The sequence below is a fragment of the Bacillus sp. RAR_M1_44 genome (genome assembly GCF_020165935.1).
GTDB lineage: Bacteria > Bacillota > Bacilli > Bacillales > Bacillaceae > Bacillus > Bacillus altitudinis.
Genome location: NZ_JAIUKX010000002.1, coordinates 71,888 through 93,889 on the forward strand (window position 1 = coordinate 71,888; position 22,002 = coordinate 93,889).

The 22,002-nt window shown below is 41.5% G+C and carries 20 protein-coding genes and 1 riboswitch; of the genes, 9 read left to right on the top strand and 11 right to left on the bottom strand.

Going from position 1 to position 22,002, the window contains the following annotated elements; all coding sequences use genetic code 11:
• Window positions 1–2: 2 nt before the first annotated feature.
• The 5 genes from argC to LCD34_RS13925 all read right to left on the bottom strand — a co-directional run bounded on the left by argC (window position 3) and on the right by LCD34_RS13925 (window position 4,426).
• Entirely contained in the window at window positions 3–1,040 is a 1,038-nt protein-coding gene (argC, locus tag LCD34_RS13905) for an N-acetyl-gamma-glutamyl-phosphate reductase (protein ID WP_224559530.1), read from the bottom strand.
• Window positions 1,041–1,178: 138 nt separating this feature from the next.
• Window positions 1,179–1,727: an MFS transporter gene (locus LCD34_RS13910; protein ID WP_224559532.1), complete on the bottom strand. Its 549-nt coding sequence runs from the start codon at window positions 1,725–1,727 to the stop codon at window positions 1,179–1,181.
• Window positions 1,724–3,169 (bottom strand): FAD-binding oxidoreductase, encoded by a 1,446-nt coding sequence (locus tag LCD34_RS13915; protein ID WP_035700263.1) that lies wholly within the window; start codon window positions 3,167–3,169, stop codon window positions 1,724–1,726. Before LCD34_RS13915 ends, LCD34_RS13910 begins: the two co-directional genes overlap by 4 nt.
• A 116-nt stretch (window positions 3,170–3,285) precedes the next feature.
• On the bottom strand, window positions 3,286–3,594 hold the full coding sequence (locus tag LCD34_RS13920; protein WP_003211530.1) for a metal-sulfur cluster assembly factor: 309 nt from the start codon (window positions 3,592–3,594) through the stop codon (window positions 3,286–3,288).
• A 46-nt stretch (window positions 3,595–3,640) separates the two neighbouring features.
• The gene (locus LCD34_RS13925; protein ID WP_008348536.1) at window positions 3,641–4,426 is read right to left on the bottom strand and encodes an alpha/beta fold hydrolase; all 786 of its coding nucleotides are present in this window, start codon (window positions 4,424–4,426) and stop codon (window positions 3,641–3,643) included.
• A gap of 137 nt (window positions 4,427–4,563) precedes the next feature.
• On the opposite strand from LCD34_RS13925, the gene LCD34_RS13930 reads away from it, so the two are divergent.
• From LCD34_RS13930 to LCD34_RS13940, 3 genes are all read left to right on the top strand, one after another.
• Entirely contained in the window at window positions 4,564–5,376 is an 813-nt protein-coding gene (locus LCD34_RS13930) for a Cof-type HAD-IIB family hydrolase (protein ID WP_007499065.1), read from the top strand.
• Window positions 5,377–5,464: 88 nt separating this feature from the next.
• The gene (locus tag LCD34_RS13935) at window positions 5,465–5,617 is read left to right on the top strand and encodes a hypothetical protein (protein ID WP_008348539.1); all 153 of its coding nucleotides are present in this window, start codon (window positions 5,465–5,467) and stop codon (window positions 5,615–5,617) included.
• Window positions 5,614–5,805, top strand: a complete 192-nt coding sequence (locus LCD34_RS13940; RefSeq protein ID WP_008348541.1) for a DUF3813 domain-containing protein — start codon at window positions 5,614–5,616, stop codon at window positions 5,803–5,805. Before LCD34_RS13935 ends, LCD34_RS13940 begins: the two co-directional genes overlap by 4 nt.
• Window positions 5,806–5,849: 44 nt before the next feature.
• Here LCD34_RS13940 and LCD34_RS13945 read toward each other — a convergent pair whose 3' ends face one another.
• Window positions 5,850–6,305 (bottom strand): BsuPI-related putative proteinase inhibitor, encoded by a 456-nt coding sequence (locus LCD34_RS13945; RefSeq protein ID WP_076821895.1) that lies wholly within the window; start codon window positions 6,303–6,305, stop codon window positions 5,850–5,852.
• A gap of 14 nt (window positions 6,306–6,319) precedes the next feature.
• Window positions 6,320–7,162: a YitT family protein gene (locus LCD34_RS13950; protein ID WP_113747603.1), complete on the bottom strand. Its 843-nt coding sequence runs from the start codon at window positions 7,160–7,162 to the stop codon at window positions 6,320–6,322.
• Between the two features lie 141 nt (window positions 7,163–7,303).
• Between LCD34_RS13950 and LCD34_RS13955 the strand changes: the two genes are divergently transcribed.
• Entirely contained in the window at window positions 7,304–8,161 is an 858-nt protein-coding gene (locus tag LCD34_RS13955) for a DegV family protein (RefSeq protein WP_008348544.1), read from the top strand.
• Window positions 8,162–8,202: 41 nt separating this feature from the next.
• On the opposite strand, the gene LCD34_RS13960 is transcribed toward LCD34_RS13955, so the two are convergent.
• The 3 genes from LCD34_RS13960 to LCD34_RS13970 form a co-directional block, all read right to left on the bottom strand.
• On the bottom strand, window positions 8,203–9,852 hold the full coding sequence (locus LCD34_RS13960) for a methyl-accepting chemotaxis protein (protein WP_116306700.1): 1,650 nt from the start codon (window positions 9,850–9,852) through the stop codon (window positions 8,203–8,205).
• Window positions 9,849–10,826, bottom strand: coding sequence for a BMP family protein (locus LCD34_RS13965; RefSeq protein ID WP_144740717.1), 978 nt, complete (start codon window positions 10,824–10,826; stop codon window positions 9,849–9,851). Before LCD34_RS13965 ends, LCD34_RS13960 begins: the two co-directional genes overlap by 4 nt.
• Before the next feature lie 157 nt (window positions 10,827–10,983).
• The gene (locus tag LCD34_RS13970) at window positions 10,984–11,832 is read right to left on the bottom strand and encodes a S1 RNA-binding domain-containing protein (RefSeq protein ID WP_017366998.1); all 849 of its coding nucleotides are present in this window, start codon (window positions 11,830–11,832) and stop codon (window positions 10,984–10,986) included.
• Between the two features lie 226 nt (window positions 11,833–12,058).
• Between LCD34_RS13970 and LCD34_RS13975 the strand changes: the two genes are divergently transcribed.
• The 5 genes from LCD34_RS13975 (at window position 12,059) to LCD34_RS13995 (ending at window position 20,131) form a co-directional block, all read left to right on the top strand.
• Window positions 12,059–12,550 (top strand): YajQ family cyclic di-GMP-binding protein, encoded by a 492-nt coding sequence (locus LCD34_RS13975; protein ID WP_076821901.1) that lies wholly within the window; start codon window positions 12,059–12,061, stop codon window positions 12,548–12,550.
• Window positions 12,551–12,631: 81 nt separating this feature from the next.
• A riboswitch (SAM riboswitch) is annotated at window positions 12,632–12,750 on the top strand.
• Window positions 12,751–12,828: 78 nt separating this feature from the next.
• Window positions 12,829–14,670, top strand: coding sequence for a bifunctional homocysteine S-methyltransferase/methylenetetrahydrofolate reductase (locus LCD34_RS13980; RefSeq protein ID WP_224559534.1), 1,842 nt, complete (start codon window positions 12,829–12,831; stop codon window positions 14,668–14,670).
• Window positions 14,654–18,082, top strand: a complete 3,429-nt coding sequence (metH, locus tag LCD34_RS13985) for a methionine synthase (RefSeq protein WP_224559545.1) — start codon at window positions 14,654–14,656, stop codon at window positions 18,080–18,082. Before LCD34_RS13980 ends, metH begins: the two co-directional genes overlap by 17 nt.
• 117 nt (window positions 18,083–18,199) lie before the next feature.
• Window positions 18,200–19,135 carry a hypothetical protein gene (locus LCD34_RS13990; protein ID WP_008348558.1) on the top strand — a complete coding sequence of 312 codons (936 nt, stop codon included), beginning with the start codon at window positions 18,200–18,202 and terminating at the stop codon, window positions 19,133–19,135.
• 138 nt (window positions 19,136–19,273) lie between these two features.
• Window positions 19,274–20,131, top strand: coding sequence for a GNAT family N-acetyltransferase (locus LCD34_RS13995; protein WP_202734573.1), 858 nt, complete (start codon window positions 19,274–19,276; stop codon window positions 20,129–20,131).
• 45 nt (window positions 20,132–20,176) lie between these two features.
• Here LCD34_RS13995 and LCD34_RS14000 read toward each other — a convergent pair whose 3' ends face one another.
• A complete protein-coding gene (locus tag LCD34_RS14000) occupies window positions 20,177–21,991 on the bottom strand; it encodes an IucA/IucC family protein (RefSeq protein ID WP_017366993.1) in 1,815 nt (604 codons plus the stop codon).
• Between the last annotated feature and the right edge of the window lie 11 nt (window positions 21,992–22,002).

The window sequence follows — 22,002 nt, forward strand, 5'->3', positions numbered from 1 at the left end:
TCTTATGGATAGAGAGGTGTCATTGTGAGGCCCGCCTCTTCATGTAAGCCTTTGATGATGTTGAAGTTTTGAACCGCTTGGCCGGCTGCACCTTTCATGAGATTATCTATGACAGATACAATCGTCAGTCTCCCTGTTCGCTCATCTAAATGAAAGCCAATATCACAGAAGTTACTGCCGTATACTTCTTTTGTTTGCGGATATATCCCGTGATCTCTCACTCTTACAAAATAGGAATCTTCATAAAAGTCCTTCATCCGTTTCATTAATTCTTCTTTTGTGACATCTGATTTCAATTGTGTATACATCGTCGCCATAATCCCTCTTGTCATCGGGACAAGGTGTGTTGAAAATGTGATGTTCGCCGTTTTCGGGTTCCATTCTCTAAGTACTTGTTCTATTTCAGGTGTGTGCTGATGTTCATTCACCTTATAAATTTTAAAGTTATCGTTCAGCTCTGAAAAATGTGTTCCAAGTGAGGCTGATCGTCCTGCACCGGACACCCCGGTTTTTGCATCTATAATGATCATAGATTCATCGATGAGATTCTGTTTCATCAGCGGTGCTAAACCTAGAAGAACTGCAGTAGGAAAGCAGCCTGGGTTTGCAATGACTTCCGCTTGCTTAATGGTTTCACGATTCAATTCAGATAATCCGTATACAGCTTGTTGAACCGATGCTTCATCCGCTGCCCTTCGTTTATACCACGCTTCATAAACAGTTCCATCTTGAATGCGCAAGTCACCTGATAAATCAATAACTGGCACCCCTTGATTCATGAGCTTCGGTGTGAGTTCACTTGAAACGCCTGCTGGTGTCGCTAAAAACACAGCATCTGTTTCTTGCACAATGGCAGCCGGATCAATGGCTTTTAATGTTTGGTCAGTAATCGTTGTCAGATGCGGATAAGATTGACTGTATAATTGCCCATCACCACTTGATGAATACAATATACATCCCTCCACATGTGGATGCTGCTTAAAGATACGAACTAATTCCGCACCACCGTACCCTGTAGCACCTATAATACCTATTTTCAACGTCAATACACCCTCTTGATCTTTGTGAAATTATTTAACATTATAACATGTATAAAAATTAATTCAATTGTATATTTAATATTTGTTTTCATTTTTTTTCATAAAAAAATCCACATATCTTCGTGAGACATGCGGATTTTATCTATTGTTCTTCATATTGAGGACCAGAAGCGCACTGCATAAATATAATAGGGAACTTGCATAAAAAATCAAATGAATGGTGAAGAAATCAGCAAACAGGCCGCCAAGCATAATGGCGATGGATGAAAAAAGCGCTGTCCAAAAATGATAGTGCCCAACTTCTTTCATTCGCTTTTTCTCATTTGTGAGTTCGGTGACGAGTAGTTTCTCTCCGTGTTTCTGAACACCCCCAAGCGCACCAAGCGCAAGCTGAATCATATAAACTTGCTCTACTTCTGTGATATGTGGAAAAAGGAGAAGAAGAAACGCCATACCAAACGAATGAATGATTAAAAAGAGACGCCTGTCGGTCGTTTCAGGAAGTTTTCCTAATAATAAATGAATGAACGCACCGCTCAAACCAAACAGACCATAAGCAAGACCAAATTGAGAATAGCTCGACCCAACATTTTTAATAAAAAGAATATAAAAAGGGAAAATGAGACTACTGGCGAAAAACAGTAGACTTTGTGAATAGACGAACCATTTCATTGCTTTAGCATTCATTGTGTATTGTACCTTTCATAAAAGTAGTTGATAAATCTGCCATCTGGATCTGCTTGCTTTTTCTTTTGAAAGAATAGATCGGTTTTTGGATACGCTTGTTTCATTTGTGCTTTCGTTTGATAAGGCATGTATGGTAAGTAATAGCTTCCATGGTGCCGCAAGGTGATATCTGTCATTTGCCGGATGACCCGCTCTGCTTCTGCCTTCTCTTCTTTCTCAAAACCATAATTCACTAACAAAACAAGTGCAAACATATCTTCTTTCGCATATGAGAGATCCGCTTTTTCATTTTTTTGTACGTAACGGATCGTGATGTTCATTAAATTCAATTCTTCCTGTTGTAAAAAGCTTCTCATGTCATCGATATACGCACGAAAACGATCAACTGGAACAAAGTATTCTTGAAGCACATCGGTATCTGACTCATTTTCATATTCTAAAAAAGCAGAATCAGACCGCATCACGTTATTTCTTGTGATCAGCTGGTCATTTTGACTTTGAAAATACTTCTTTTGCAAGTTCCATAGCAAATCTTTTCCCATATCAAATCTTCTCGAAAGACCGAGCATAAATTTTAAAGGGATGACGAGCTGATCTTCTTTGAGCTCGCGGTATGGATCGATCTGTTGATCAGAAGTAAGCGAATAATTCGTCACATACATCTCTTTCAAAAAATTTGTTTTCGCTGTAGAGATTCTTGCGAGATGCATGCGCACTTCTTTATTGTTCTTTACATGCTTTTGAAAATAATCAGTGTATTCATCGTAGTGTAGAGAGGTTGTCTCCATTTTATATAATTCATCCTTTGTTAAGGAAAGCTCAACATCTAAAATGACACCGAATAAGCCGTATCCTCCAATCACGGCAGTAAATAAATCATCGCTAGGCTTTACTGTGATGATCTCTCCATCTGCTTTTAACAGTGTGAAAGAGCGCACAGTGTCAATGAGTGAGCCGTAGCGAATGTCACGTCCATGTGCATTTGCACTTAACGAGCCACCAATCGTAAAGATGTTTTGAGATTGCATCACCTTTACTGCAAGACCATATGGGTTCACATATTTTTGAATATCATCCCATGTGGCGCCGCTTTGGACCCGAATGGTCTTCTTTTTTTCATTAAATGATACGATTCGACGAAATTTCGTCATGTCTAGTACAATGCCATTTTCATAATACGTGTGGCCGCCCATACTATGCTGCTTTCCGGCGATTGAAATGGGCAGATTTTTCTCTTTTGCTTCTTCTAATACTTCTTTTAAAGATTCTATTTCTTTTCCTTGCACGACTTTTTTTATTTTGACCGGCATGAGGTGACTCACATCTGTAAACGCCTCAAGTCCTTGTCTTTTGTGTGCTTGACCTTCACGTATAGAGACTGATGCAAAAAAGGCAGCGCCATATCCCATCAAAAGAACGATCCATATCCACTTTCGTTTCATTATAGGTACTCCGTTCTATAAAATTACATCCATTATATCAAGCCATACTCCTCCTCTACCTTAATTTTTCATAAAAAAACCTGGCATGAGTTCAACTCATACCAGGTCGTATTTACTTATTGAATACCAAGCGCAATTTTTGCGTATCTTGACATTTTGTCACGTGTCCAAGGTGGATTCCAGACGATGTGAACTTCTGTTTCTTTCACTTCAGGCAAGTCACTTAATGCTTTTTTCACTTCATCCACGATAACTGGTGCAAGGGGACACCCCATTGATGTTAAAGTCATTGTGATATCCGCTTTTCCATTCTCATCAAGATCGACATCATAGACAAGTCCAAGGTTGACGATGTCTACGTTTAACTCAGGATCAATCACCTGTTCTAGGGCGCCTAAAATATTTTCTTTCAATGCTTCATCCATGATATCCACTCCTTTTTCAACTAGTATAACGTACTTTTCCTTTTGGCTAAACGTTTGTGCTTTTCAGGTGTGTCACAAACCAGTCAATGGTTTCAAACATCGCTTGTCTTGAGACCTTATGGCCAGCCTGTCCATCTGTAATAAAACGAATCAGGTGCGGATCTTCTTTATATTGGGTTTCTGCTAACTCGTCATAAAGAGCTTTTGCATGTCTGTAAGGGACAACCGGATCGTTTTCTGCATGCCAGAATAACAGCGGTCTTTTGTTTAGTCGATCTGTTTGCAGCGTTAAATCATAAGGACGCAGCGCGTCTAATTGCTGATGAACCTCTTCATCTGTAATCTCTTTCATCAACCCTTTGTGCCGCATGTCCATAATTTGTGCTTGTAGGAATGTCGTATATTTCGGACTGCCCATCAAGCTGACTGCCGCTTTAATCCAATCATGTTTTGCGAGTGCACCAAAGGTCGTGATTCCTCCCATAGATGTACCCGCAACACCTATTAGATCGGCTTCAATCAATTGTTTTTCTTGAAAATGTGTCTTAAGTATATCGATTTCACGGATTTCGTTCAGGACGATTTCCCAAAACTTTGATGCCAGTTCCTCTAAGCTGAGGTTTTCTGATCTTACACCATGATAAGCACAGTCAGGCAAAATGACTCTCATGCCTTTTTCCGCCAAATGAAAGGCGAAGTGTAAGTTGTGCTCGCGTGCACTTGTAAATCCATGTATAAAAAATACAAGTGGCAGTGGTTTATCTTTATTTTCAGCTTTTACGATATGTAAAAATGGAATATCGTGCGTCATTTGCTCATCAATGGTGATCACAGCCTATGAATCCTCCTTTATCATTCCCGTCTTTGTTTATTTTAACATGTAGACAACGAAGATGTGATAAAGATACACTATAGGTGGAGGCACCCGCACCAGCTGCCTCCTATTACTTACAGATCAAAGGAGATTTTATGGAGACTAAACCTTATCTAATCGCACTTGACCTGGATGGCACGTTATTAAAAGACGATAAAACGATTTCAGCACGCACACTTGATGTCATTCAAAAAGTGAAAGACAGCGGGCATCATGTCTGTATTTCAACTGGCCGGCCATTTCGTTCCAGCTCTCCTTATTATCAGCAATTGCAGCTCGATTCACCGATTGTGAACTTTAATGGAGCGTTTGTCCATCATCCTCTTGATGAAAAATGGGGCAGATTTCACACATCACTTGATCTTCAAGTCGTGAAACAGCTTGTGGATATTAGTGAGGAATATAAAGTACACAATGTGTTAGCTGAAGTGCTAGACGATTTGTATTTCCATTATCATGATGAAAAGCTCATTGATATATTTAATATGAATGCAAACAAAGTGACCGTTGGAGACCTTCGGAACAATCTTGGAGAGAATGTCACAAGCGTCTTAATTCACGCAAAAGAAGAAGACGTCGGAGCGATCCGGAGCTATTTGACAGATGTTCATGCAGAAGTGATTGACCACAGACGCTGGGCTGCTCCGTGGCACGTCATTGAAATCATTAAAACAGGCATGAACAAAGCCGTTGGACTGCAAAAGATCAGTGATTATTACGGTGTGCCTCAGGAGCGGATTGTGGCATTCGGAGATGAAGACAATGATTTAGAGATGCTTGAATTTGCTGGATGCGGGGTTGCAATGGGCAACGGGATTGATGCAGTGAAACGTGTCTCTAATGAAGTGACAGATACGAATGAACAAGATGGGATTGCAAAATTCCTAACGAATTACTTCTCGCTTTAATTTTTCCATTCATACATAGCAGGTCGAAGCGGGCATACTACCGTTAGACAGGTTGTCCTGTCAGCTTGTGTAAAGGGGCGGATTCCGAATGGGTAAAAGAAGCAAATCGAAACGCTTTATACAACAAGGTAAAGATTCAGTCAGTCTGCATGACGCACGTTTTCCGTATCGTTCCACACTTGAAGAAGCTGCGGAGGACAGGGGAAATATGAAGACTGATGCTTCTGGAGGTTCATTGTGAGAAACGAACTTTTTGATCAAGCCAAATCATTTACTGAAGAAGCCCTTACTTCTTCATTTCCATCTGGTTTAGAGCGTCAACAAGCAGTTCAGCGAGCGAAAAACGCCGTATCATCTGCATTTGCTAATTCGACAGATGCAGAAAGAAACCAGCTGCATACGTTCCAAGACCTGCTTGATGATCTTTAACGGTAAAAAAGCTGTCCATTTTCTGGACAGCTTTTCTTATTCTCTTATTTCACTTGGAACGTTTTCTTCTCAGTGATTTGCTTTAGCCCTTCTGCTTTTCCTTTAAATGTGACGACCGCTTCATACGTCCCCGGCTCCACACCGTTTGACCACGTATCTTGGAAGTCATATGTTTCATCTGCTTTCAGCACAAAGGATTGGATCGCTTGTGTAAACATACGGTCTTTCGAGTAACGGTATTTTTCATTTCCATCTTCATCGTACACACTCAATTCGAATTTTTGGCTTGTGTTAAACGTGAATTCAATATCTCGATCCGATTCATTTTTTAGTGACATATTAAATTGAACCGAAGAACCTTTTTGGACGGGGTCTACTGTGAGTACAACGGTTTTTTCTCCCATTTGACCGGATACCTCCTTGTCTGGTTCATCCTTTTTTTGTTGCCCACAAGCTGTTAAAACCAATAGAACGAGAAAAAGCACTAACCCTTTTTTCATCTTCTACCCACCTTTTAATCTCGTCTGAAAAATCCAAGAATATTGGTTGTTTGAACAATATTTGTAAAGGCTTTTGGATCGACTTCCTTTATAATTTGTTCAAGTTCATACAGCTCATACCTTGTAATGACAATGACCATCATTTCTTTTTGTTCATTGGTAAATGCCCCTTTGGCCGGAACAGTCGTAATACCTCTGACCATTTTTCCATAAATGGCTTCTTTGATTTCATCTGCTTTCTTTGTCACAATCATGGCGGTCAGCTTTTCATGTCTCGTATGGATGGCATCAATTACCCTAGTCGTCACATATAATGTGACAAGGGTATATAAAGCTTTCTCCCAACCTTGTAACAATCCTGCTGTAAAAATGATAATTCCGTTTAAAATGAAGAAATACGTGCCGACTGGTTTGTCTTTCCATTTCGCTAAAATCATCGCAATAATGTCAAGGCCGCCTGTAGATGCCCCATATTTCAGTGTAATCCCAATGCCAAGTGCAGAAATGACTCCGCCAAATACAGCATTTAATAAAATATCTTCAGAAACACTTGTCTCTGGTAAAATGCCGAGGAAAATCGTTGTCAGTACCACACTAATAATGCTATACAAAGTAAAGGAACGACCAACCTTCATCCAGCCTAAAATGCCGACCGGAATGTTTAAAATAAATAACAGGATCCCTGTTGATAAATAAAACGGTGCATATTGATCGATTAAACTGGATAACAGCTGGGCTACCCCCGTAAAACCACTTGCATATACGTCAGCAGGGATTAAAAATAAATTCAGCCCAATCGCATTGAGTAAGGCACCAATGACGACGACGATGAGTTTTTTTGCTTCTCCAATGAACATGTTGTCATTCCTCCACTTACCATTCTCTCTATGGTTTTCCCTAAAATTTAGAATTTGAACACGAAAAGATGATTTTCTATGATATAGTTAGGCTAAAAAGATGTAAAATATGGTTGATTTTTTTAGAAAGAAGGGATTTTGATGACCGTTCATATCATAGCAGACAGTGCTGCTGATCTGCCTCTTTCTTATTATGATGAACAAAACATGACACTCATTCCGCTGCGTGTGTTACTCGGCGAGCAGGAATTTGAGGATTTGATTACCATTGAACCAAAACAAGTATTTGATGCGATGAGACAAGGTGCAAGTCCAAAAACATCACAAGCTTCACCGAACCGGATAAAGGAAGCCTTTGTTTCTGCAGCACAAACCCATACATCGGCTATTTATGTTGCCTTTTCATCAGAGCTTTCAGGTACATACCAAACCGCTGTGATGATGGCAAACGAAGTGAAGGAAGAATACCCTGATTTCGATTTGCGGATCATTGATTCTAAATGTGCTTCACTTGGTTATGGACTAGCTGTCAAACACGCTCAATCACTTGCCATTGACGGAAATACAATACAAGAAATTGAAACGTCTGTAAAGCATTTTTGTGAATCTTTACAACATATTTTTACTGTAGACGATTTATCGTATTTAGCAAGAGGCGGAAGAATCAGTAAAGCGTCCGCATTTGTTGGCGGATTGTTAAGTATTAAACCCATTTTACACGTTGAGGATGGAAAACTGATACCCCTTGAAAAAATTCGTGGCCGTAAAAAATTGTTAAAACGCATTATCGAGCTAATGAAAGAACGCGGATCTGACTGGTCCAGCCAAACTGTTGGCATTAGTCATGGAGATGACCCTGCACTTGCAGAAGAAATGAGACAATTAATCGAAGCCGAATTTCATCCAAAAGAAATCGACATCCAGGTCATCGGCGCGGCTGTCGGGTCCCACTCAGGCCCTAGCACACTTGCCATCTTCTTTACAGGCAGCCCATCATAAAAAGCACCCTTCCCTGAATCATCACGGGAAGGGTGCTTTTCTTATGATAGCTTAAATCGGTGAACGGTTTCGTTTAACCTTGCCGTCATACTCATCAGTTCTTCTACTTGTTTGTTCATTTGATGGAAAGATTGCAGTTGTTCGTTTGCCGAGGCAGAAATTTCTTCGCTGCCCGCTGCCGTTTCTTCTACAACGGCACTAATATTTTCAATCGAGTGCAGCACTTGTCCGCCAAGCTCTGTTGATTGAATAATTTGGTCATTTAAGACCGCCATTTCTTGCTTAATATGTTGTGCTTTTGTTTCTATATCTTCAAAGGAGTGTGAGGTTTTGTCCATTGCATCTTGCTGCTGAAGTGATAGCTTGACCCCTTCTTGTACAGTTTGGCTAATGGATTGAATGCCTTTTTCAATATGACTCACCATGTCAAAAATTTGTCTTGTTGCACGAGACGATTCATCTGCCAGCTTACGAATTTCGTCCGCTACGACGGCAAACCCTTTGCCTGCTTCTCCTGCTCTTGCCGCTTCAATCGCCGCATTGAGTGAGAGGAGGTTTGTCTGGTCCGCAATGTCAGAAACCGTTTTGGCCATTGCGGAGATTCCACTTGCGTACTGAGTGAATTCTCCTGCAGACTCTTCAATTTGTCTCGTCGCACGTGTATTTTTTTCAATGGCTGCTTTTGTTTCTGTTAACGTGTGCTTTCCGCTTTCTACCGCTTCAATGGCATCCTCTGTACTACGAATGACTGTATGTGATCTTTCGGAATTCTTACGGCCATGTGAATCCATTTTCTCAATCAAACTAACGCCATGCTGAAGGTCTTCTGAAATCGCTTGTGAACCATTTGCCATTTCGTCTGTCGATACAGACACTTGATTGGCCGATTCCATAAGCTTTTTGTTTTCATCATCTAGCTGAATCGAGAATGATTCTACTTGGCTTGAGACATGGCTGATTTCTTGAATCAAGCTAATCAGCTGATCCGTCATTTGATTGAACGACTCATTTAATCCGCCGATTTCATCTTTACGCTTGATGTTCATCCGCTCTACAGCGAGGTTTCCTTCGGCAATCTGTTTTGCCCGGTAAGAAAGGGATTTGATTGGTGTCACAATGGATCTCGTTAAACCAATATTTAAAAAGACGGCGATGACAATCAGCGTGAGGGCTGCGACAGATGCGCTTGTAATGATCCTTTGCACATTGTCTGCCGCCTCCTCTAAATGGTATTCATACGCTTCTTGTGCTCTTTTATTCATCGTATGCACGTCGTTTAAAACACCGTCAATTCTGGCAGCCACTCGTCTGGCATCAGAGGCATTTTTTTCACCAATGGCATTGTTTGCTTCTTGCGTCCATGTGTCAAACTTTGAATTTAACCGTGTTAGGGCTTCTTTGTTCATATTTCCTGCGTTTTTGTTTAACGTTTGCAGCTGTTTTTTCGCTGTCGATATATCGTTTTGAACGACCTCTAGCTGTTCATCTGAAAGGGTCATGGAATAATTGGTCATGGCTTGTTCGACACTTTCAAAGCTTGCCTTCGTTTTTTGTACGTTCAGTAAGGTTTGAACTTCTGTTTCGCTTGATGACTGAATCTTTGTCATGCTCACAATAATAAAGGCAATTACGCCAACCGCTAAAAGAAGTGAAATGAGTGAGTTGAGCAAAATTTTGATGCGTAAGCTCATGATGCTGCCCCCTCTTCTTTCAGAAGTGTCTGCTTCAGTCCATTTAATTTTTTGGTTAATTTCTCAGCATCTTTGAGCACCCGGATTCTTGCCATATCGATTCCGTCATTACTTAAGTCATAAACGATATGCCCGCTTTTGATTTTGCTGCTTTTGACGAGCTGTTCGCTGAATTGATAGACGACTTCATCGACTTTTTTGACCATAGACGAAATAACGGCTTTTTCAGCTGTATAATACTGATCACTGTCCACACCGATTGCATATTTGCCTTGCGTTTGCGCTTCTTTTAATACACCAACACCCGTATAACCGGCTGCGGCATATAAAACATCTGCTTTCTTTTTGATCATGTCTTTCGCTATTTTACTGCCTTTGCCTGCATCACTAAATGTGCCAGCATACGTGGATACAATCTTGATGTTCGGATTCACTGATTTTGCACCTTTTTGATAGCCTTGTTCAAATCGGTGGATCACCTCTGCATCGACTCCGCCAACAAAACCAATGACATCACTTTTTGTTGTCATGGCAGCAAGTGCTCCCGCTAAATAGCTGCCCTGCTCTTCTTTAAAAGTCACTGATGTGACATTTTTCAGTTCAGACACAGCATCAATGAGTAAAAATTGCTTTTTCGGATATTTTTTCGCTACCTTTTCTAAGTCTTCTTGCATACTGAAACCTACACCGATGATCAGGTCATTTCCATCTTTCACAAGCTCGGTCAGCCCTTTTTCATATGTATCGGTTTCTGCAATTTCTCTATAATCGAATTCAATGCCAAGCTCATCACGTGCTTTTTCTAATCCTTTAAATGATGAATCGTTAAATGATTGATCACCAAGACCATCATCCGTCAGCATGACACCAATATGCTTCGCATTTGATATCGGTGGTCCTCCCTGCTGATTGCTGCATGAGGCGAGCACCATGATCATAGCTGCCATCAGAAGTAATGAAATCTTCACTTTCATCCAAAAACACACTCCTTTTATCATCCTTACCCCTTATTTATCGGATTTGAGAGTCATTGTTTCAATGATAAAGTGAAGGATTTTCAGCTTTTTTCATGACTTTTTTCACTGAAAAAAACCATTATTTATGACAAAAATAAAAAAAGTGAGCAAATGCTCACTTTTTCTCGTATGTCCATCCTTCTTTTTGGTAAACAAGATCATTTTTCATCAGATGACCTAGTGCTCGTTTGAAGGCTGCTTTGCTCATTTGAAATCTTTCCCGGATATCTTCTGGATCACTTTTATCCCCGTAAGGCATTGCACCGTTTCTCGTTCTCATATAAGTTAAGATTTCTTCTGCATCGACTGATAACGCATCCTGCTTTCTCGGAAGCAGTGACACATTGACAGTTCCATCCTCTTTCACTGCAATCACGCGTCCAGTCACGGTCGATCCGAGTCTTGGTTCTTCTTTCCGCTCAGTACGATGGATAAATCCTCTAATCCCTGTATCAGTCAGCATAAAGGAACCTGTCGCAATTAAGCGATAAATTGTCCCCGTGATTTCTTTGTTCATTAACGTTTCTGGCGCCTCAGTAAACAATTCACTGATCACATCTTCAGTGGCTGGTTTTGCGAACATTCTCCCGTAACTTGTCACTTTGAGCATACAGTATAGTTTGTCGCCTTTTTTCGGCCACGCTTCCTCAAAAGGCGGGAGGTGTTCAGTTGCAACAAGTGCATCCTTTGACAAACCTATATCGACAAAAGCACCCATATCTTCTACAACGTCTACAACTTCTACCCAGTCGTATGTATGTGCATTGATTTTAGGAATTTTCATCGTCGCTGCCAGTCTTTCTTCATGATCTACATATAAGTAGACCTCTACTTCATCACGATCTCCAATATCCTCTGTCATCTCACTGCGATGTAGGAGAACAGAATCTTCGCCATCTGTTAAAAAGTAGCCGTATTCCATCTCGTTATCTATTTGCAAGGTCAGTTGCTCACCTGGTCTCATGTTCTCTTCCTTCCTATCTGCCCTTAAAAGAGCGTTCGTTCATCTTTTGATTCACTTTATTCTACTATACTTCTGTCATCATGAACATCTCTAGTTCTGTTAGCTAAAGTGGACAAACTGTACTTGAATTATACCGCATACATCTGAACTCTCTTCGATAAAGTTTCTTCTTCCCCTATGGGCATGATAAAATAGACGCAATATCTATAGTTGGAGGTCATATGTGATGGCAAAAGAAAGTTCATTTGATATTGTATCGAAGGTGGAGCTGCCAGAGGTGCAAAACGCCATTCAAGCAGCACTGAAAGAAATTAAAAACCGTTATGATTTTAAAGGAAGTAAAAGTGATATTTCACTAGAAAAAGAAGAACTCGTTCTCATTTCTGATGATGACTTCAAGCTGGAGCAGCTAAAGGATGTCCTTGTGACAAAACTGATTAAACGAAACGTACCGACTAAAAACATTGACTACGGAAAAACAGAACATGCCCTAGGTGGAACCGTTCGCCAGCGTGCAAAGCTGATTAGCGGGATTGATAAGGACAATGCCAAAAAGATCAATGCCTTGATCAAACAATCTGGTATAAAAGTAAAGTCGCAATTTCAAGATGACCAAGTGCGTGTGACGGGAAAAAATAAAGATGATTTACAAGAAGTGATGGCGCTCATGCGCAAGGCAGATTTACCGATTGACGTCCAATTTATAAATTTTCGATAAATTTCAAATTTTCCATTGATTATTTCCGATTTTTTCGATACAGTTGATGGAAGTTCAATTCATTGACATGTTCATATCGCTTTCTTATCAAGAGAGGCAGAGGGACTGGCCCTGTGAAGCCTCAGCAACCGGTGTAGTAGAAATCTATTTTCTATGACCAAGGTGCTAAATCCAGCAAGCAACTGCTTGGAAGATAAGAAGAAGAATTTCCATACAGCCAAAAAGTCTTCTTCTTATCAGAAGGCTTTTTTTGTTACATAGAAATAAGGAGGAAACCAATGGGCCTATTACAAGACTTACAAAATCGCGTACTGATTGCTGATGGAGCAATGGGAACACTTTTATACTCTTATGGCATTGACCGTTGCTTTGAAGAATTAAATTTATCAAAAGAAGATGAAGTCAAAAGAGTGCACGAGGCATATGTGCAAGCTGGAGCGGACATTATTCAAACGAACACATACGGTGCGAATTATATTAAACTATCCCGCTACGGTTTAGAAGAAGAAACAAAACGCATTAACACAAAAGCTGTACAAATTGCCAAAGCAGCCGCTGGCTCAGCTTATGTCCTTGGAACGATCGGTGGCATTCGAACATTTAACAAAAATGCCTACTCTTTAGACGAGATTAAACGGAGCTTTAGAGAACAGCTCTATATCCTTTTAAATGAAGAGCCTGATGGATTACTGCTTGAAACATATTACGATATTGAAGAAGCAAAAGCCGTTCTTGAGATTGCTCGCAAAGAAACAGCGCTTCCGATTGTCATGAACGTCTCCATGCATGAGCAAGGTGTATTGCAGGACGGGACACCGCTAAAAGACGGTTTATCTGAATTATCCTCACTTGGCGCTGATGTCGTCGGCATTAACTGCCGGCTGGGCCCTTATCATATGATTCAGGCACTTGAAGGTGTTCCACTTTTGGAAAATTCTCATTTATCTGTCTATCCAAACAGCAGTCTCCCCTCCCTTGAAGAAGGCAGACTCGTCTATGATACAGATAATGATTATTTCCGAAAAAGTGCACTTGAGTTTAGAAATCAGGGCGCACGAATCATTGGAGGCTGCTGCGGAACAACCCCTCAGCATATTAGCGCCATGGCTGAGGCGGTCAAAGATTTAGCACCTATCACCGAAAAAGAAGTGAAAATATTAAAAGAAGAAATCATTTCCATCCAAGATCAACGGACAGAACCAGGTCTTGACGAGCTGGCTGTGAAAAAACGTTCGATTATCGTCGAGCTAGATCCGCCGAAGAAGCTGAACTTTGAAAAATTCCTCGTCGCAGCGAACGAATTAAAAAGTGCAGGCATTGATGCCCTCACACTGGCCGATAACTCTCTAGCTACCCCGCGTATTAGCAATGTGGCATGCGGCGCTTTATTAAAACAGCAGCTTGATATGCGTTCACTTGTCCATATCACATGTCGTGATCGCAATTTAATTGGACTCCAATCCCACTTAATGGGGCTGGACACACTTGGACTAACCGATATTTTAGCCATCACAGGCGATCCGTCTAAAATTGGAGACTTCCCAGGTGCGACATCTGTGTATGATTTAACCTCCTTTGATTTGATCCGTCTGATCAAACAATTTAACGAGGGACTATCTTTCTCCGGGAAGCCGCTCGGGAAAAAGACTAATTTTTCAGTGGCTGGCGCGTTTAATCCAAATGTCCGTCATATTGATAAAGCAGTCAAACGCCTCGAGAAGAAAATCGAATACGGGGCCGATTATTTTATTTCACAACCTGTTTACTCTGAGGAACAGCTTGTGAAAATTCATGAAGAAAGCCGACATTTGGATAAACCGATTTATATCGGCATTATGCCGCTAACAAGCAGCCGAAATGCTGAGTTTATTCATCATGAAATTCCCGGCATTAAATTGTCTGACTCGATTCGTGAGATTATGGCCAAGGCAGGCGAAGATAAAGAAAAGCAGCGGACAGAAGGGTTAGCGATTGCCCGCTCTTTATTAGATACAGCTTGCGAATTGTTTAATGGTATCTATTTAATTACCCCTTTCCTTCGATCAGATTTAACAGCAGAACTGACAACTTACATCCATCAGAAAGAAAAGGAGCCAAACATCCATGCCAACTATCACTGAACAGCTCAAAAAACGCATCCTCGTCCTTGACGGTGCAATGGGCACAATGATTCAAAACGCCGATCTCACAGCAGAGGATTTCGGCGGAGAAGAGTATGAGGGCTGTAACGAATATTTGAACGTCACAGCCCCTCACATTATCTCCACGATTCACCGGCAATACCTAGAGGCAAGTGCTGACCTCATTGAAACGAATACATTCGGTGCGACAAAGCTCGTTCTCGATGAATATGGACTTGGCCATCTCGCCTATGAATTGAACGTAAAAGCAGCTCAGCTAGCAAAGCGTGAAGCAGACCGTTTGTCGACACCAGATTGGCCTCGCTTTGTTGTAGGCGCAATGGGACCCACTACAAAAACATTATCCGTAACAGGCGGCACAACGTTTGAAGAGCTCGTTGCAAATTATGAAGAACAAGCCCGCGCCCTGATCGATGGGAAATGTGATGCTCTTCTTTTAGAAACAAGTCAAGACATGCTGAATGTCAAAGCTGGATTTAAAGGCATTCAAGAAGCCTTTAAAGCGACCGGTATTGAGCTGCCACTGATGGTGTCAGGTACGATTGAGCCGATGGGCACTACCCTTGCCGGTCAAGATATTGAAGCCTTTTATATCTCACTTGAGCATATGAAACCAATCAGCGTCGGACTAAACTGTGCAACTGGTCCAGAATTTATGACAGACCATATCCGTACACTCTCCTCCATCGCAAAGTCGGCTGTCAGCTGCTATCCAAACGCTGGTCTCCCAGATGAAGAAGGGCAATATCACGAATCCCCTGGTTCGCTTGCTAAAAAAATCGCCGCTTTTGCAAAAGAAGGCTGGTTAAATATCGTCGGCGGCTGCTGCGGTACAACGCCTGCACATATTCAGGCATTGTCAAATGAAGTACGTTCGCTTCAGCCCCGCAGCATGTCGCATGAGTCATCACCGCATACCGTATCAGGAATCGAGCCCCTCATTTATGAAGAAGCGATGCGCCCTCTCTTTGTTGGTGAGCGCACAAATGTCATTGGTTCGCGCAAATTCAAACGGCTCATCGCAGAACAAAAGTTTGAAGAGGCAGCAGAAATTGCTCGTGCTCAAGTGAAAAATGGCGCTCACGTCATTGATGTGTGTCTAGCAGACCCTGATCGTGATGAGATAGCAGACATGGAAGGCTTTTTAAAAGAAGCCATGAAAAAAGTGAAAGCTCCTTTTGTCATTGATTCAACCGATAAACATGTCATCGAAAAAGCACTCATGTATTCTCAAGGAAAAGCCATTATTAATTCTATTAATTTAGAGGATGGAGAAGAGCGCTTTGAAGAGATTCTTCCGCTTGTCAAGCTATATGGCGGCGCACTTGTTGTTGGAACAATCGATGAAACAGGGATGGCCGTCACAGCAGATCGAAAACTTGAAATTGCCGTAAGATCCCATGACCTGCTCACGAAAAAATATGGAATCCCTGCGAGTGATATCATTTTTGACCCGCTTGTCTTTCCAGTAGGTACTGGAGACGAACAGTATATTGGTGCTGCTGAAGAGACGATTAAAGGCATTGAGCGAATCAAAGCAGCACTGCCTGAATGTCTCACCATTTTAGGCATTAGTAACGTGTCTTTCGGACTCCCGCCAGTTGGCAGAGAAATATTGAATGCCGTTTATTTGTATCACTGCGTCAAAGCAGGACTTGATTATGCGATCGTGAATACTGAAAAGCTTGAACGCTTTGCTTCAATTCCAAAGGAAGAAATCAAGCTGGCTGAAACTTTACTTTATGAAACAAATGATCAAACCCTTGCTGAGTTCACCCAATTTTATCGCGGGAAAAAGAAAACAGAGAAAAAACCAAAGATCTCCTTATCGCTTGATGAAAGACTGGCACTATATGTCGTCGAAGGGACGAAAGAAGGCCTGATTGATGACCTTGCCCTTGCTTTGGAGAAATTTGAATCACCTCTTCATATCATCAATGGACCATTAATGCAGGGAATGTCAGAGGTTGGGCGCCTTTTTAATCAAAACGAATTGATTGTAGCTGAAGTGCTTCAATCCGCTGAGGTCATGAAAGCATCTGTTTCATACCTTGAGCAATTTATGGAGAAAAAGGACGCAAGCGGCAAAGGGAAGATTCTCCTCGCCACCGTCAAAGGCGATGTCCATGATATAGGGAAAAACCTGGTCGACATCATTTTGAGCAATAATGGCTTTCACGTCGTCGATCTCGGAATCAAAGTAACCCCACAAACATTGATTGAAGCGGTGCAAAAAGAAAAGCCAGATATGATTGGATTATCAGGTTTACTTGTCAAATCAGCACAGCAAATGGTCTTGACCGCTCAAGATTTACAAAAAGCAAACATCTCTGTTCCCATTTTGGTGGGCGGCGCGGCGCTTTCACGGAAGTTTACGAAGATGAAAATTTCGCCTCAATATGATGGCCCCGTCCTTTACGCCAAAGATGCAATGGACGGCCTGTCTTTAGCGAATGAATTAAGAACGAACCCTCTTCAATTTCAAACAAAACCCTTAGAGGATCAAGAAACACTCCATAAGGAAAAAGAAACAAAGCAGCCAAAAGCCGTGATTGAATTACTAGAAAAACGCGCGACACTTCCGGAGGCAGCGATATTCACGCCAGAAAATACGAAACGCCATTATGTACGGGATATTGATTTGCACCACATTATGCCCTATGTCAATGAGCAAATGCTGATCGGCCATCATCTCGGTTTAAAAGGAAAGGTCAAAAAGCTCTTGGCTGAACAGCATCCAAAAGCATTGGAGTTAAAACAACTGATCACAGATCTTCTTCAAGAAGGCAGAGAGAAAAACTGGTTTGCACCTGCATTCGTCTATCAATTCTTCCCTGCCAGTTCAAATGGGAATGACCTGCATATCTATGATCCAGAAGCGCCTGACCGCGTCATTGAGACATTCCAATTTCCAAGACAGGAAAAACTTCCGTACCGGTCTATTTCTGATTATGTGCGGAAAAGCGGAGAGAACGAGAAAGATTATATCGCCTTATTTGCAGTGACGGCTGGCGCCCGCATACGAGAGGTTGCGCAGCAATTTAAACAAGAGGGTGACTATTTAAAAATGCATGCGGTCCAAGCTTTAGCACTTGAGCTTGCAGAAGGATTGGCTGAACGAACGCACCAAGTAATTCGTGATAAATGGGGATTCCCAGACCCAGTCGATTTCACGATGGAGAAACGGTTCCAAGCCAAATATCAAGGTCAGCGCTATTCCTTTGGCTATCCAGCGTGCCCTAATCTAGAAGACCAAGAAAAACTATTCCATCTGCTGCAGCCAGAAAAAATCGGGATTCATCTCACAGAAGGGTTTATGATGGAGCCTGAAGCATCCGTTTCAGCCATTGTCGTTTCTCATCCTGAAGCTCGATATTTTAACGTTCACTAAAAAAACCTCCTGAATTGGAGGTTCTTTTTATAAATAAAAATGGAATAAATATGAAAAATTAAGTTTATTTACCGATATTATAAATGAAAGTCATTTACTTAAAAGGAGATGTTTGTCATGTTCAAAAAGAAGATCGGGGTTTTATTGCTTACAGGTCTCTTTATTGCTAGCCCTCTTTTCCAATCACCTGCTCAAGCAAGTGAAACGTCTACGAAACAAACAAAATATTATACAGAAGAATTGGAGCATCTGTATCCAGACAGTGATTATGCAAACAATGATACGATGGACAAAGCTCAATTCTTACAGCACTCTCTTCATCTAAACAAGACCTATTTATATCACGAAGGCAGTATCTCTTCTATGAATGACATTGATTTTTACCGGTTCACCAGCTCTAAATTTGATGGAGCAGATGGCCGCTTTTCTATCAAACTCGTCAATGTGAAAGCTGGAAATGATTTCGATCTTTATCTTTACAATCAGAGCGGGTCACTCGTGTCTTCCTCTGTGCGGACAAACAACCAAAATGAAATCATCCATATGCCGAAAATTGCCGCAAGCACTGACTACTATTTAGCCGTCAAACCAAAGCAATTATTAAATGAAGAGGACAACATGTATCGTATTGTCTTTGATAAAAGTATTGAAAAAGGCACAACGAAACGATATGGATCACCTGCCACATTGAATAGTTTCAATGAAGCCGGATCTCCCAACTCTTCTTTTGATTTAAGCAGCTTGCCGCAGGATGCCGTTGTCACTGGCCTGTCATTAGAAGCTGAAAAAGGTAGTACAAATGCATATAATTATGTATTCACTGTCTCTTCCTTAAAAGGCGGAACAGTGAACGTACCTTGGAACGGTCAAAAAGTTGACATCTCTTCTTATAAAACAAGTCAAGTGCCAGCAAAAGACCGCTTTTTTGTTTCTTTTAATGCAACCGAGGTTCCTCAATTGATCGGTGGACGGTTAATCAAAGTAGGCGTTGTCTCAATTAAAAACTTACAGCTCACCTTTGAATATGAATACAACCGTGACCTCAATTATTAAACTATACAAAAGGAAAAGGGAGCACCAAAACGGAGTTTGTCTACACGGTGAAGGAAAAGGTATCCCCTTTTCCTTTTTCTTATGCGTTCTTATGGTACGATACATAGAGAGAAATCAGCTAAGAAGGAGTTGCGTGTATTGCCAAACGTTATTCAACGATCTTTAACCCTTGATGACATACCAGACCTTGTCGCATTGTCAAAAGAGGTCGACTGGCCTGATTACAATGCGGAAGAGCTCACATCTCTTTTAACAAATGGACATTTTACCGGTTTTACAACAACTGACGGACAAGTCATTTCATGCGCTGGACTTTTTCAGTATGACAGTGTGGCATCAATTGGAGCGGTCATTGTATCTGAGACACATCGAGGCCTCGGTCTTGCCCGTCAAATGATTGACACACTGCTTCGTCATAGTGATCCAAGTGTCCCTGTCGTTTTAACGGCTACTGTACAAGGACAGCCAGTCTATGAAAAAATCGGCTTTCAGACAGCCGGTTATATTCATACATACAAAGCACAAAAAACAAATCCTAGTGCGCTTCACGTGTCACATCAGATTCATCTTTTTCCCGCTGATGAAACGCACCTCCCGTCTATTGAAAGACTGGATGAAAAAGGCGCAGGAACCAATCGATCAAACTTCTTAATAAAACGAATGGAGCGAGCAGCATTTAAACTGATCGCAAAGGATGAACACCACGAAATCACCGGTTTCGCGTTTGGTGTGGAAACACCAGCTAATCTGATGATTGGCCCGCTTGCAGCAAACGATGAACAAACGGCGCTATCACTCATTCAATCACTTCTCACGTCTTATTCTGGCGCCTTTCGTTTAGATATGCAGGAAGAAACAGCTGAACGCCTGCATGCATCACTTGTAGAAGCAGGATTTACGAAAACAAACGTCGCACATTTTATGATGATTCGTGGGATCGAAAAGCAGAACGATCCGGCGCTTCTCTATTTCCTGGCCTCACAAGCATTTTCATAAAAAATCAAAAAGCTGTAGACAGATGTTGTCTACAGCTTTTCTTTTTTATTTTTCGCCTACGGATGAGAGAACTTGAGCGAGTGCATTTGTGACCTTGCCATGCTCTGATGCATGCGGCCGGTCATCTCCATCTCCATAGCCATAATCAATCATGCGATTACGGTTTAAACAAAGCTTTGTCAGCTGAGGCTGGAATAGATCAAATAAAGCAAAACGATCTTTTAGCTGTGGAAATTGCTTTTGATACTGCTGAATTTCTTCTGCAAGCAAGCGCCAAAGCGTCGTTTCATCTAACAGATTGTGATTGTCTAACACGTTTGACACGTAACGAAGATTGCAAATAAACAGGCCCGTAAAAATAAATTGTACAAGACCCTCAGGCGGCTCACTACGCAGCACTTCCTTTAGATCTTCTTCTAATGAAGCCAATTCAGGCAGCGGTTGATCACTAATGTTCACATCATCAACAAAATCTTTGATCGCCAAACGATGCGGCTTATGATCTTTTAATACAAGAATTGTATTTTGTCCGTGCGGTGAAAACACCGTGCCATATTGATACATAAAGTGCAGAAGCGGCGGCATGACAACATGGAAGAATGACGCCATCCATTCTTTTGCTGACAGACCCGATTTTTCAATGAGCTGCTTCAGATAAGGCTCGCCTTCATGATCTTCATACGTCAGTGCCGCCAGCGTAACAGGGCTCTCCCCTTCATCTAAATACGTATAAATGCTTTCTCTAAAAATGACTCCAAGCATTTCAAGGTATTGATATGGCGCACCAGGTAGCTTGCTGTAATAAGGATGATCAACATTGATACTCGCATTCTCACCTGGTAAAATGACGCGGCATACATCGGACAAAAAGACGTCTTGATCGGCGATGCCTTTAATATGCGCTGTAATACGAGGAGCAATCACCGTACGTTCTGATGGGAGCCCCCGGTACACTAGCGTATTTAAAATACTCATTGGCAATTTAATATGATGCTTGCCTTTATTTGAGATGTTCGTAAAGGTTCTGATCGATTGCTGTGGAATATATTGATCCAGCCCTTCTCCTAAATACACAATACGGCGCATCGCTAAATCTTCGGGGAAATGTTGGATGATCATATGTGTCCACTGCCATTTATGAACAGGCATCATATAATAATCAGCCGCATTCAGCCCTTCATCCTTTAACACACGTTGGAATTGACGAATCGTGACTTCGTCTAATTCCTTGGCAATGATGTGCTCATAGTTCTCATGATCGACCGCATGGAAAGTCGCAAGCTCTCGGTGAACAGCAATCCAAGACAGCTGCACACATTCCTGCCTTTCAGGTGCATAGGCTAAGTAATCCTCGTAGCTGAACCCAATACGCCCTTTGTTATAGACGATCCACGGATGACCAGTCATCTCGCCTTCAATCCATGCGTAATCTGTATCCGTCAGCTCATCTGCACGAAGTGCTTTTTTCGACAGCAAATGAACATCAGCTAACAAGGTATGGTGAAGCTCTTTGATCAGATGGCCAGTTGTTTCAGAAGACATTGGGATGATCGGCTGAATGTCTAGTAAAAACACAATGGCACTAACATCCTTTGTCCACGTTCCGTCTTGACAGCACTCGATCGATTCAGCAATCGTATCAAAACTATCAAACAAACGAGGTTTTGCGAGATAACGATATTTCTTCTGTTCGTGAATGATTAATTCATATTGGGCGATGCCATCCTGATGATTTAGCTGAACGGGATGAAGCATATCCTCATACATATATTCGGACAGCATTTTTGCCACCATTCGCTGGTTTGCTTTTTTCCAAGCAGCAGGATTGACCGCTTTTTTCATTTCATCTTGTATACTCATCGGTTCATCCT

Coding starts and splice junctions, on each gene's coding strand:
- LCD34_RS13910 (WP_224559532.1), bottom strand. CDS start 1,727: ATGAATGCTAAAGCAATGAAATGGTTCGTCTATTCACAAAGTCTACTG.
- LCD34_RS13915 (WP_035700263.1), bottom strand. CDS start 3,169: ATGAAACGAAAGTGGATATGGATCGTTCTTTTGATGGGATATGGCGCT.
- LCD34_RS13920 (WP_003211530.1), bottom strand. CDS start 3,594: ATGGATGAAGCATTGAAAGAAAATATTTTAGGCGCCCTAGAACAGGTG.
- LCD34_RS13930 (WP_007499065.1), top strand. CDS start 4,564: ATGGAGACTAAACCTTATCTAATCGCACTTGACCTGGATGGCACGTTA.
- LCD34_RS13935 (WP_008348539.1), top strand. CDS start 5,465: ATGGGTAAAAGAAGCAAATCGAAACGCTTTATACAACAAGGTAAAGAT.
- LCD34_RS13945 (WP_076821895.1), bottom strand. CDS start 6,305: ATGAAAAAAGGGTTAGTGCTTTTTCTCGTTCTATTGGTTTTAACAGCT.
- LCD34_RS13950 (WP_113747603.1), bottom strand. CDS start 7,162: ATGTTCATTGGAGAAGCAAAAAAACTCATCGTCGTCGTCATTGGTGCC.
- LCD34_RS13955 (WP_008348544.1), top strand. CDS start 7,304: ATGACCGTTCATATCATAGCAGACAGTGCTGCTGATCTGCCTCTTTCT.
- LCD34_RS13960 (WP_116306700.1), bottom strand. CDS start 9,852: ATGAGCTTACGCATCAAAATTTTGCTCAACTCACTCATTTCACTTCTT.
- LCD34_RS13965 (WP_144740717.1), bottom strand. CDS start 10,826: ATGAAAGTGAAGATTTCATTACTTCTGATGGCAGCTATGATCATGGTG.
- LCD34_RS13970 (WP_017366998.1), bottom strand. CDS start 11,832: ATGAGACCAGGTGAGCAACTGACCTTGCAAATAGATAACGAGATGGAA.
- LCD34_RS13975 (WP_076821901.1), top strand. CDS start 12,059: ATGGCAAAAGAAAGTTCATTTGATATTGTATCGAAGGTGGAGCTGCCA.
- LCD34_RS13980 (WP_224559534.1), top strand. CDS start 12,829: ATGGGCCTATTACAAGACTTACAAAATCGCGTACTGATTGCTGATGGA.
- metH (WP_224559545.1), top strand. CDS start 14,654: ATGCCAACTATCACTGAACAGCTCAAAAAACGCATCCTCGTCCTTGAC.
- LCD34_RS13990 (WP_008348558.1), top strand. CDS start 18,200: ATGTTCAAAAAGAAGATCGGGGTTTTATTGCTTACAGGTCTCTTTATT.
- LCD34_RS14000 (WP_017366993.1), bottom strand. CDS start 21,991: ATGAGTATACAAGATGAAATGAAAAAAGCGGTCAATCCTGCTGCTTGG.